The sequence below is a fragment of the Pseudoflavonifractor sp. 60 genome, from assembly GCF_009911645.1.
In the GTDB taxonomy this organism is placed as follows: domain Bacteria; phylum Bacillota; class Clostridia; order Oscillospirales; family Oscillospiraceae; genus Lawsonibacter.
In genome coordinates this window covers 24,830-34,873 of record NZ_QWKI01000145.1, presented here as the reverse complement: position 1 = coordinate 34,873, position 10,044 = coordinate 24,830, and the positions used below count along the sequence as shown (strand labels likewise).

Sequence of the window (10,044 nt, the reverse complement as noted above, 5' to 3'; positions counted from 1 at the left end):
GTAAGTCTTACCGCTTGAAAGAACGCAAGGAATTTATGCGTCAGAAACAGCAAATCGTGAACACTCTTTTTGAGCAAAGAAACGCTTAGTTTTCTTACCCCCCCCCCGCCGAAAAACTACAAAATTTCTTCGGCGTTTTCTTACAATTTCAAATTGGCGTTGACACCTGTTCCTCCGGCTTCAAGGCGGCGATCTGATAGGCCGGGGTCACTCTTATCATCCACCATCTGCTGAAGCCCCGGGACCAGCTGGGTAAGAGAAATGTAGCTGCGGACGGTATCGCCGTTCATACCCATCGCCGCGCCGATTTCATCATCGCTGCGGAAATTCGCCGAATTATTCGGCGAAGTTAAATCTGTCCTCGCTCCGCGCCACTTGATGGCTTCCAGCTTCATCTTGTACGTCTGCGCCCTCTCGCTGGGCAGGCGCTGGATATTGCTGTCCACCATCAGAATGGTGGCGGTGTCATCGTCCAGATTACGGACCAGGGCGGGCAGAGCGGGCAGGCCAGCCAGCTCACAGGCATGTTTACGGCGGTGGCCCGCCATGATCTCATAGCCGCCCTTCTCGCGGGGCCGGACAATGGCCGGGGTCAGCACACCATACTCTTTCACGCTCTCCGTGGTCTCCTTCATGGCTTCATCATCCCTCACTTTGAACGGGTGGTGTTGGGGCTGTTCAAAATTTCTCACCTCCTGAGAATGAAAAAACGGGCATCTTCCGATGTCCGTTTTCCTGTCTTGTATGAAGTTTTGGGCTGATATAGGGGGCAAGTTTGTTGGTTGGTCACATCACGACAGCCCACGCTTGCCTTATCCTTGACGCTCCAAAATCCTATATCTTCCCTCGATTTTTCCCTTGCCAGCTCCCACGAAGCCCTTAAAAGGGGGCAGGACCGGATAACAGGGATTGAGTTATTGACTTGCTTAAATCCTTGTGTTTTCAATGGGTTCGGGGGATTTAATAACATCCTATAAAAGTTCCTGATGGCTGACAATATATTGGGGTTCAAACTGTGTTTTATCAGATTAGCGCTTTTATACATCACTTCGTAAGGGGGAAAAATGACATGGTTTGGACAGACGGCGCTGCGGGCATCCCCTTATCCCAAGAGCTGTGGAATCATCTGATCGCGCAAATCCCCCCTGTGGAGAAGCTGGATCTGGCTGCGGTATCCGGGGCCATTTCCGGAGTGGAGCGCGGCACTGAGAGAGACCTGGGGGTTTCCCTTCTCCAGATGCTGCAGGAGAAAGGGCTGGAGCTGCCCCGGCAGCAACAAGAGCGTTTGGAAAGCGGCTGGGCTGTCCTGTGTGCTCTGGGAGGGCTGGTGCTGACCCGCACTGACCGCCTGCTGCGCTATTCCGATCTGGCGGCCGCCATGAATCTGGAGGCAATTCGGGGGGAGCTGGGCGCTTTTGACGACCGTCTCCACCAGCTGGCCCGCCCCTATCCGGGACAGATCGACTGTGCAGAAAATATCCGCCGGCTGACCGATGGCTCTGACATGACCTGCGACAGAGGGCGCTTCGCCTTTGGCTACGACAAGGCCCCTCGCGTCCAGGATGCCATCTGCGTCCGGGCCACGCCTCAGACCCACGGAGGTGTGCGGGACGTGTTCTCCTTTGCCTGGAAGCAAATCGAGGCCGACATTGGGGAGGGTGAGCCTTTTATGGCCCGCACGGAGCTGGCTTTGTCCGCTCTGCTGACCGCTCTGGCCGACCTGGCTCATATCAGCGAACGGCGGGCCTTCCGCCTCAACGACACCCACCTCTCCTACGGCCTGCCCATGAACCTGGTGTTGGGGGGCGTAGGGATCAACCACGGCTTCCCGGTGGTGCAATCCACACAGGCCGCGCTGGTGGCGGAGCTGAAGCTGCTGACCCTGCCGGCTCCTCTGCTCCGGGTGGAGGGGGAGAGCACCGCCTATCTCTCCCTGTGCAAGACGCTGAAGGCCATTGAACTGGCCGAGCGGGTACTGGCGGTGGAGATTCTGATGGCCGCCCAAGGTATGGATGTGGTGGCCGCCGTCTTGCCTCAGTTCTCCTTTGGGCGGGGGACGCAAGCCACCCACCGCTGTCTGCGCCGGCAGGTAGCTGTACTCATGGAGAACCGGTTTATGGCCCCGGACATGATGGCCGCCCTGGCGCTGCTCCAGGAGGGCGCTCTGCTGTCCGCCACAGAGGACGCGGTGGGCCAGCTGCGATAAGAAGGAAGTTCTGGCCCAGATGAACGGCTCCACCATGACACAGGCCATCGCGGTCACCGCGTTCCTGCAATTTTCCGGTCTGCTCCCTCAGTGCCTTCCAGCCCTTCCGGCACCGCGGGCCCGCGCCGTCCAGGAGACCGTCAACTGGATCGGTCAGATTCTGGAACAGGAAAACAACATCACCTGCGACAATCCCCTCCTGTTTGAAGGGTCGGACGGCCAGTTTGAGGCCGTTATGGGCTGCAACTACAGCAATACCCAGGTGGGCTACTCCATGGACCTGCTCAGCACCGTTATGGCGGAGCTGGGGCGCGGGCTGCTGAAGCAGGGGGCGCCGGCCATCCTGTGGCAGCGGCTGGCCACCCTGGCTATGCAGGTCAGCGGGGATTCCATCCCCACCAAGGGCGGTCAGGAGGACCACGTGGAGTTCAGCTACACTGCCGCAGAAAAGGCGGCGGAGAGCGCCTGTGTCCTCGCCGCCATGTTGGCCCGCTGTTCCCGATAAACGTACCATATAAAAATCTCGCCCCGACTGTTTTGTACCGTCGGGGTGGGATTTTTACGGTTCACCGGTGATCCGTTTCAGCTCCCGCTCCATCTACTCTGTCTCGACGCGGGGCTGGAGCTGATACAGACAGGACAGGCACTACCGGCAGTGCTCCTCTTCGGAGGCGGGCCAGAAGGTCTCCAGGGCCTCATTTGTCTGGCCGCGCTCCCCCATCAGGCGGCGGATCTTCCAGGCCATATAGAGGGTTATCCCCTTCCACCACGGGGAGGCGATGGTCTCGCTCAGCCGCAGCGCATCCCGCAGCTGTTGGGCGGCACGGTCGAAGCGGTCCTCCTGGGCGTCGTAGAGGGCCAGGTAGGACAGGGCGATGGGATATCCGCTGTACTCGTGGGAGTCGGTGTAGATGTCCACCGCGTAGCGGAACAGCTTTCGTGCCTCTGCTTTCTGTCCGCTCTGGTAGGCGGCCACCCCGTAGTTGGTATAGATCACAGCCGCGCCCGGGTAGTAGCCCCGGCTCCGGTTGTAGGCTATCGCCTGATCGTAGCAGTGGAACGCCTCAGGATACCGGCCCTCCAGGCGGTAGGTCTCCGCCATATAGTTGTAGGCCCCCGCAATATTGATCGCATACTGGCCGTCCATATCCGAATCCAGGGCCTGGAAGGTCTGAATCGACCGCTCCATGATCTCCCGGGCCCGGGGATACTGGCCCTGCATCAGCCGCAGCAGCCCCAGCAGACACAGATAGACGCCGTACTCCGCGGAATGCTCCTTTCCCGTCAAAAGGGCCCTGCCAATGGACAGGTGATGTTCCATCACCGCCTTGTTTCCGGTTCACTCCGGTGGGGACGCAGTTGAGCTTCACCCGCAGCCCGGAACAGGAACGGGCCGCCTCCAGCCCCTCCAGCACCTGGTGCAGGGCATCCCGCCGGGTTATGACCCGATACTGCGCCCGGTCCAGGGTGTCCAGACTGAGATTGACGCCATCCAGCCCGGCGCTCAGCAGGGCCGGCAGCTGCTCCTTCAGCAGCACGCCATTGGTGGTCAGCCCCACCCACTCGATGCCGGGAGCCTCCTTCAGCCCGGCGACCAGCCGCTCCAGATTTTTGCGCACCAATGGCTCCCCGCCGGTGAGCCGGACCCGCCGTGTCCCCAGCCGGGCGAAGAGGCGGGCCAGGCGCAGCAGCTCCTCATAGCTGAGCATATCGCTGTGAGCCAGTGCGGGGACGCCCTCCGCCGGCATACAGTAGGTACAGCGCAGATTGCACCGGTCGGTGACGGACAGCCGCAGATAGGAGACGTCCCGGTTCCGCCCGTCTGTCATGGTGTCTCCTCCTGGGAGAACACCCCTGATTTTCCGCCGTCCTTGTAGACCAGGCGGATCTCGGACAGCACCATCCCCCGGTCCATGGCCTTGCACATATCGTAAATGGTGAGCAGGGCGGCGGAGACGCCGGTCAGCGCCTCCATCTCAACCCCGGTCTGCCCGGTGGTCCGGGCGGTACATCGGGCCTGAATGGTGTGCGTCTCCGCCTTGCAGGTAAAGTCCACCGCCAGATGGGACAACGCCAGGGGGTGACACAGCGGAATCAGACCGGCGGTGTTTTTGGCGGCCATAATTCCCGCCACCCGGGCCACGCCCAGCACATCCCCCTTGGCCGCCGTCCCCTCTGTAATGGCCTGAAACACCTCCGGACAGACCGAGATGCTCCCCTGGGCAACGACCGTCCGGCTGGTGGACGCCTTTTCCGACACATCTACCATCACGGCGTTGCCCCGGGCGTCAAAATGGTTGAATACAGGCTCCATCCTCAAACTCCTCCCCCTTTGCCAAAGGGGCAAACCGGATAATGGGCTTCTCCCCCGCCCGCTCCTCCGCTTTTCTCAGCTTCTCCTCCTCAATTACCAGGGGGATGACCCGCATTCCCGCCAGCTTGTCCCCCGGCTGCACGGCGGTGTCCGTATGGCGGGTTGCGATGATGATCTCCTCCTGGTCGTTGACCCCATGGAGCCGGGGGAGGTTCACCCGAAACAGCCCTGCCCGCTGGGCGGTCAGCTCGATTTTGCCCTCCCGGACCTGGGAGGCCGTCATAAATTCGTTCCGGCACAGGGCGCACAGGCGGAGAGCGGCCTCGTCCTCATGGAGGACGCCCGGCCCCCGCTCCCACACATACAGGTGCTCCTTCCCCATGGACAGCAGCACCGGGATATCCTCCTCCGTCACCACGTGCCCCTTCCGGAAGCGGGCCCCCTTGGAGACGCCGGGAATGATTTGGGTCAGGTCGTGGCACAGCACATGGCCCACGGCGTTCCGGGTCTCAATCAACGTCATGGAACCCTCTCCTCTCCTTTGGCACCAGCCCGGACCGGTACTGGATCAGCTGGGCGGCAATGGAGATGGCGATCTCTGCCGGAGTCCGCCCGCCCAGCGGCAGACCGATGGGGGTTACGATGCGCCTTAGCTCCCCGTTGGAAAATCTCTTTTCCCTCAGCGCCTCGAAGGCCGCCGCCGATTTGCGGGCGCTGCCAATCAGGCCGATGTACCGGGCGGGGGTGTGCAGGGCCATCTCCTCCACCAGCAGGTCGTTCTGGTGGCCCCGGGTCATGATGCACAGGTAGTCGTCCTCTGTTATGGCGGCGTAGACTGCCGGGTCGGAAAATTCCGCCAGCCGCACCTCCCTGGCTGTGGGAAACAGCTCCCGGCGGGCAAATTCCGCCCGGTCCTCCACCACCACGCAGGGGAAATCCAGCGGCGTCAGTACGGGGACCAGCGCCTGGGCCACATGGCCGCCGCCAAAGATATACACCTGCCCAGGGTGCTGGAGCTACTCCACAAACCACTCCCGGCCGTCCACTGTCCGGATTTCCGGGCCGGTGGAAAGCCCTTTTTGTTCTGTCCAGAGGGCCAGCCAGAAGGGCGTGCCGCGAGCAAAGTGCTCCGCTGCCTCCCGGCACAGGGCCAGGGCGGCGGGGTTCCCAGCGGAGATGGGCAGAATGTGGTCACGGACCGCTCCGCCGCACACCATCCCCAGGCCGGCCTTGTCCTCCGGGGTCAGGTCAAAGCTGTACTGCTCCGGATGGGCCGTGCCCAGCCGCTCCCGGGCAGCGGTGATGCAGCGGTGTTCTACCGCCCCGCCCCCCACCGTCCCGGCCAGCAGACCCCGGCCAGAGACCAGCATACAGGCACAGGCGTTCTGAATGGAGCCGGTCTGGCCGATCATATCCAGCAGCTGAATATTTTCCGTGGTGAGAAACAGCTCCTCCATCCCGATATTCAATTGGAGATCCATGCGCAGGTCGCCGTGCCCCGGAGCCTGGCCTGATATTGCAGCAGACGCTGATAGTCCTCCGGGGTATCGGCATCCATCCGAATGCCCGGGTCCCCGGTCTCGATCCGAACGGTCTCCAACGCCCCGGTATCAAGCAGCCCCCGGAGCCCGCCGGGCCCCTCCCAGTGAAGGATCTGCCTGACCGCCTCCTGGTCCACAAGGAGGGGGTGACCCTGCCGCCCCTGATACAGCGGGCACACCACCTGGCCGGTGACGGCCAGCATCTGCCGCAAGGTATCTGACGACACCAGCGGTACGTCCGCAGGGCTGAGAAACACCCGCTCAGTATCAGAGGGGAGGGCGTTCAGCCCCAGCTGAAGGGAAGTCAGCATATCGGTTTGGGCAAAGCGTTCATTTTTTAAAAACATAACGTCCTTGGAAACTAAGTGCCGTTCCAAAACGGCACTTTGATACCCGGTTACCACCAGGATGGGAGCCGCGCCCACGGTGCGCAGCACATCGACGGTGTGGTGGATGATCGTCGAGCCGCCCAGGCTGAATAGAGGCTTAAAGTCCCTCATCCGGGCAGACAGACCGGCGGCGGCGATGACAGCGGAAACGGCCACAGCGTATCCCCTTTCCTCCCTTGTATTTACAAAAATCGTATTACAGAAATTTCCGCCCTGTCAACCGCACAGTCTGTGAAAGCGGCGCAGTTGACCGCGGATTCAACGTTTATTCAACGGCAGCCGCCTGGAGCTGCTCCAACCGGATCAATCCCTTCGCGTTTTAATCACAATCAATTCCGTCAACATGGGAAATGTTTCAGGAAGCACGGATGAAATCAGCGCTTCCTGAAGAGTTTGACCGACTCCGGGGTCAAGTGCTTCAAGAGGTTCTCGATCTCATGACAGCAGCCGTCCGCGTCCAGACCCTGATAGCAGGCCTTTTCTGGCAGCCGGTTCCAGGCGCTTTTTACCGGATCAGTCTTGAGCTCAAGTGTATTGCCGCCCTCCGCAAAGGTGGCTTTCAGCAGCGTTCTAAACGCCTCATGATGTTCTGAAATGTAATCGCCTGCGGCAGCATAATCGGGTTTCCCCCCTTCTTGCGTCAAGCCGCAGATCAGGTACAGCCGCACTCGCTCCTCGCACTCTTGTTTCACGCGTTCTTTTTTGATTCGCAGCGCAAACTCCAAAGACGCCGTTCCAAATTTCATCTTGTTCAGAGTTAGCGTCATATAGGCGGGGGTGCATTCCGTCCACGGGAGGTCGTAGGTTAAGAGCTTCTGATAAAGGGCGTCGAGCACATCCTGTTTCGCCCATTTGGAAAAGCATTTGCGCTGAACACCGGACCGGACCTGAGCATTCGGTCCGCCCTGAATGTTGTCGCGCAGCTGTTTCATCGTTTCCAGCACATCCGAGGGGAGGCCCGGCTCTTTCATGCAGTCCTCCAGCCAGCGGAGAATATGCCCCTGGAATGACAGCAGGCAGATCTGTTCATCTGACAATTGCTCCTTGTCATTCAACGGGTTTGTACGGCTCTGTGGGCTGGGCTCATGTCCGTCCGTGGTCAGGTAATAGACATGGGGCACTTCTTTTCCTTGTTTCTTCGCAAATGTATAGTAATCCCAAAGCTGTGCGTCCTGATCGCATGCCCAAATCTTCACCTCAAAAGGGAGATACAGGCGTTCCGTAGAAATCACCATATCAATGCGTCTGCCCTGATCAGTGGGGACCTCCGTTTTCACCTCCCCCTTCTCCAGTTCTTCCTTTGACAGTTCTACGCCAAGCTTCCGCAAAAACTTCCCCAGAAAGACTGCGCCCATGTTGTGGAAGGCGCTCTGAGGGTTCATCAGCTCCGCAATCACGCTTGTATGGATCTCCTCCGATTTCCAAATCCCCGCAGCCTGAAAAACATTGAATGTTTTGCAGGGCTCATCCAATATATTCTGTTGTTCTAACACATTTCCCATATCTTGCTCAGATAAGCAATCTAAAACGCCAGTACCCCTCCCATCCGCCTCCTCCGACAGGCAGACCAGACAGTGAATCACATCCTCATAGCTGCGGAGCTTCCGGTTCGGGAAAATCCGGAGCAGCTCCGGTCCGCTCAGCTGCAATAACCGGTCCACGGTATGGATGCCGCTCCCCTTCAGGGCGTTTCGCACAGCGGCCTCCAGATCCATATCTTCTACGGTCAGACTGCGTCCGCTCAGGGCTGGAAATATGCGGATGAGCGTTCCGTCTTCGTTCATCTCGTCCTCTCCTTTTCGCTGTTTTATCCATTCCATGGGTTCAGCGTTCCCGCTCCCCGCCTGCGGACTCCTGGGCCTCTGAGCCCTGATAGAGCGACAACCCCTCCAAGAAGAAACGCTCCATCTGCTGCCGCAGCCAGCCGGGCTCCCGGACCTCGCAGCGCTCCATGTACTGCATGGCCCACAGCTTCAGGCCCTCCGGCTCCGCGGTCACCGTGGCTGTAAAATTTCCATCCTCATGGGGACGGATACCGGTCTCCATTCCAAAACGGTCCAATACGTCGCTGAGAAGGCTGTTTTCACAGAGAAGGACCGCCTGGATGCTCTGCCCCGAAATTTGATAGACCCGCTCCCGTACATAGCGCGGCAGGTCGATGCCGGACGGCAGAGGCTCCACCGGCTCCCCGGGCAGGACGGCGGGATTTTGGATGCGGTCAACGCGGTAGTGGCTCAATGCTTCATAGCCCGAATAGCGGCAGATCAGGTAGTAGTTCCCGTTGGCAAAGCAGAGGCCGTAGGGATGGACCTGATAGAGCCGTTCCCGGCGGGGGCGGAGCTTTTTGTCCATACCATACTCCATATACTGAAAGGTGACCTGACATCGGGCGGAAATCGCTTCCTCCAGCACCTCCACGGCCAGCAAAACCCCCCGGTTCAGGCCCCGGTAGCCTGTGGGCAGAGACAGGGGGCGGCAGAGCTTCCGCTGATGAAGGCTCAGCCCCCGGAGGAGCTTCCGCTCCAGGTCCCAATACTGCCGCTCCCCAATCCCGGAAAAAGCGGCGGCGCAGTCCAGCAGCAGGCGGACCTCCGCCGGCTCCAGTGTTCGTGAGAGAAGAACATAGCCCTCCCTGCTGTCTTGAAACTCCGGAATGTCACAGCCCGCGTATCGCAGGCTGTCCAGCGCCCCGTAGATGGTCCGCCGGTCACAGCTCACGCCATACTCCACTCGGAGCAGACGCCGCAGCTCTCCCATGGAAAGGGGATGCTCCTGGTCACTGTGCTCCTCCAGGATCTGATAGAGGCGGATGGGGATCAGATGTGGGGACATACTGCGCTCCCTCCTCTCGGGCTCTTTCTTTTGTGGGGATTATATCACGGAGGCAGTACAAAAACAAGCACACCGGCGAAGACTTGATCCTCAAAATCCTTGCCATTGGCCAACGGTCAGGCAAGCCGGTGGCCGCGGCGGGAAACGTGCGCACGGCAAGCCAGGACTGGGGGATGTTCCGAAACAGCACCGCTTATGATATTCTGAAGGACGAGGACTTGATCCTTGACCCCATTGTCCTGAGCAAACGGTTCGGCAAACCGGCGGGCACAGCGGGAAATGAGCACACGGAACACCCGCCTTGGGGGATGTTCCGGTGCGGCGCCACTTATTATACGCTGAAAGGCGAGGATTTGGACATGCCCCTGCCGAAGTACCTTTACACGGAAGAGAACGGGGCCTGGGATATATCCCTGCCGGACCTTCTCGGCACGGAAGAGCTGCTGGACGCCTTCTCTTTCCTGGGAAAAGAGCTGGCGGAAACCATCGTGATTCATGTGCCCAACAGTCTGGCGGACCAATGCAGCGAAATTCGAATTTTCCCGGAGGATGTACATGGCTAAACCCTTTTTTCCACATCTATAAGCGGCGTTGTGGCCAAGTATGCCGGCTGTGGCGGGGATGTGACGATCCCGGAGGACGCCACAAAAATTGGGCGCAAAGCTTTCTGGGGTTGCACCAGGCTGCAAAGTGTAACCATCCTGGGGAGTGCCATCAAAATTGACACTGCCCAGCTTTGTAAGGGTTCTCCCCCCTGTGTGA

13 protein-coding genes and 1 pseudogene are annotated in these 10,044 nt (G+C 59.9%); 4 read left to right on the top strand and 10 right to left on the bottom strand.

Annotated features, from left to right (window positions below):
• Positions 1 to 89 (top strand): annotated as a pseudogene (locus D1646_RS24005) (ATP-binding protein); the annotation flags it as partial.
• Positions 90 to 140: 51 nt separating this feature from the next.
• Here the strand turns inward: D1646_RS24005 and D1646_RS15990 are convergent.
• Entirely contained in the window at positions 141 to 635 is a 495-nt protein-coding gene (locus tag D1646_RS15990; RefSeq protein WP_243154198.1) for a ParB/RepB/Spo0J family partition protein, read from the bottom strand.
• 434 nt (positions 636 to 1,069) lie between these two features.
• Between D1646_RS15990 and D1646_RS15985 the strand changes: the two genes are divergently transcribed.
• Together D1646_RS15985 and D1646_RS15980 are read left to right on the top strand one after the other, a co-directional pair.
• Positions 1,070 to 2,206 carry an aromatic amino acid lyase gene (locus D1646_RS15985; protein ID WP_160637429.1) on the top strand — a complete coding sequence of 379 codons (1,137 nt, stop codon included), beginning with the start codon at positions 1,070 to 1,072 and terminating at the stop codon, positions 2,204 to 2,206.
• Positions 2,207 to 2,225: 19 nt separating this feature from the next.
• Positions 2,226 to 2,711, top strand: a complete 486-nt coding sequence (locus tag D1646_RS15980) for an aromatic amino acid lyase (RefSeq protein ID WP_160637428.1) — start codon at positions 2,226 to 2,228, stop codon at positions 2,709 to 2,711.
• Between the two features lie 141 nt (positions 2,712 to 2,852).
• Here the strand turns inward: D1646_RS15980 and D1646_RS15975 are convergent, their stop codons facing one another.
• The 9 genes from D1646_RS15975 to D1646_RS15935 form a co-directional block, all read right to left on the bottom strand.
• On the bottom strand, positions 2,853 to 3,308 hold the full coding sequence (locus tag D1646_RS15975) for a tetratricopeptide repeat protein (RefSeq protein ID WP_160637427.1): 456 nt from the start codon (positions 3,306 to 3,308) through the stop codon (positions 2,853 to 2,855).
• A complete protein-coding gene (locus tag D1646_RS15970; RefSeq protein ID WP_160637426.1) occupies positions 3,271 to 4,035 on the bottom strand; it encodes a radical SAM protein in 765 nt (254 codons plus the stop codon). The genes D1646_RS15975 and D1646_RS15970 overlap by 38 nt, the downstream gene beginning before the upstream one ends.
• Positions 4,032 to 4,520, bottom strand: coding sequence for a cyclic pyranopterin monophosphate synthase MoaC (moaC, locus tag D1646_RS15965; RefSeq protein ID WP_160637425.1), 489 nt, complete (start codon positions 4,518 to 4,520; stop codon positions 4,032 to 4,034). The genes D1646_RS15970 and moaC overlap by 4 nt, the downstream gene beginning before the upstream one ends.
• Positions 4,495 to 5,043 carry a hypothetical protein gene (locus tag D1646_RS15960; RefSeq protein WP_160637424.1) on the bottom strand — a complete coding sequence of 183 codons (549 nt, stop codon included), beginning with the start codon at positions 5,041 to 5,043 and terminating at the stop codon, positions 4,495 to 4,497. The genes moaC and D1646_RS15960 overlap by 26 nt, the downstream gene beginning before the upstream one ends.
• Positions 5,030 to 5,518 (bottom strand): XdhC family protein, encoded by a 489-nt coding sequence (locus D1646_RS15955; RefSeq protein ID WP_160637423.1) that lies wholly within the window; start codon positions 5,516 to 5,518, stop codon positions 5,030 to 5,032. The genes D1646_RS15960 and D1646_RS15955 overlap by 14 nt, the downstream gene beginning before the upstream one ends.
• An 18-nt stretch (positions 5,519 to 5,536) precedes the next feature.
• Positions 5,537 to 6,001, bottom strand: coding sequence for an XdhC family protein (locus D1646_RS15950; RefSeq protein ID WP_160637422.1), 465 nt, complete (start codon positions 5,999 to 6,001; stop codon positions 5,537 to 5,539).
• Positions 5,986 to 6,606 carry a nucleotidyltransferase family protein gene (locus D1646_RS15945; RefSeq protein ID WP_160637421.1) on the bottom strand — a complete coding sequence of 207 codons (621 nt, stop codon included), beginning with the start codon at positions 6,604 to 6,606 and terminating at the stop codon, positions 5,986 to 5,988. The genes D1646_RS15950 and D1646_RS15945 overlap by 16 nt, the downstream gene beginning before the upstream one ends.
• 218 nt (positions 6,607 to 6,824) lie before the next feature.
• Positions 6,825 to 8,234, bottom strand: a complete 1,410-nt coding sequence (locus D1646_RS15940; RefSeq protein ID WP_279279952.1) for a PD-(D/E)XK nuclease family protein — start codon at positions 8,232 to 8,234, stop codon at positions 6,825 to 6,827.
• Between the two features lie 40 nt (positions 8,235 to 8,274).
• Positions 8,275 to 9,282, bottom strand: coding sequence for a WYL domain-containing protein (locus tag D1646_RS15935; RefSeq protein ID WP_160637419.1), 1,008 nt, complete (start codon positions 9,280 to 9,282; stop codon positions 8,275 to 8,277).
• Positions 9,283 to 9,455: 173 nt separating this feature from the next.
• On the opposite strand from D1646_RS15935, the gene D1646_RS15930 reads away from it, so the two are divergent.
• Complete coding sequence (locus tag D1646_RS15930; RefSeq protein ID WP_160637418.1) at positions 9,456 to 9,845, top strand: hypothetical protein; 390 nt, start codon at positions 9,456 to 9,458, stop codon at positions 9,843 to 9,845.
• The last annotated feature ends 199 nt before the right edge of the window (positions 9,846 to 10,044 follow it).

What these genes read in the sequence shown, in the direction of transcription:
- D1646_RS15985 (WP_160637429.1), top strand. Translation starts at nt 1,070, where the DNA reads ATGGTTTGGACAGACGGCGCTGCGGGCATCCCCTTATCCCAAGAGCTG.
- D1646_RS15930 (WP_160637418.1), top strand. Translation starts at nt 9,456, where the DNA reads ATGTTCCGAAACAGCACCGCTTATGATATTCTGAAGGACGAGGACTTG.
- D1646_RS15960 (WP_160637424.1), bottom strand. Translation starts at nt 5,043, where the DNA reads ATGACGTTGATTGAGACCCGGAACGCCGTGGGCCATGTGCTGTGCCAC.
- moaC (WP_160637425.1), bottom strand. Translation starts at nt 4,520, where the DNA reads ATGGAGCCTGTATTCAACCATTTTGACGCCCGGGGCAACGCCGTGATG.
- D1646_RS15975 (WP_160637427.1), bottom strand. Translation starts at nt 3,308, where the DNA reads ATGGCGGAGACCTACCGCCTGGAGGGCCGGTATCCTGAGGCGTTCCAC.
- D1646_RS15940 (WP_279279952.1), bottom strand. Translation starts at nt 8,234, where the DNA reads ATGAACGAAGACGGAACGCTCATCCGCATATTTCCAGCCCTGAGCGGA.
- D1646_RS15990 (WP_243154198.1), bottom strand. Translation starts at nt 635, where the DNA reads ATGAAGGAGACCACGGAGAGCGTGAAAGAGTATGGTGTGCTGACCCCG.
- D1646_RS15935 (WP_160637419.1), bottom strand. Translation starts at nt 9,282, where the DNA reads ATGTCCCCACATCTGATCCCCATCCGCCTCTATCAGATCCTGGAGGAG.
- D1646_RS15980 (WP_160637428.1), top strand. Translation starts at nt 2,226, where the DNA reads ATGAACGGCTCCACCATGACACAGGCCATCGCGGTCACCGCGTTCCTG.
- D1646_RS15950 (WP_160637422.1), bottom strand. Translation starts at nt 6,001, where the DNA reads ATGGATCTCCAATTGAATATCGGGATGGAGGAGCTGTTTCTCACCACG.
- D1646_RS15970 (WP_160637426.1), bottom strand. Translation starts at nt 4,035, where the DNA reads ATGACAGACGGGCGGAACCGGGACGTCTCCTATCTGCGGCTGTCCGTC.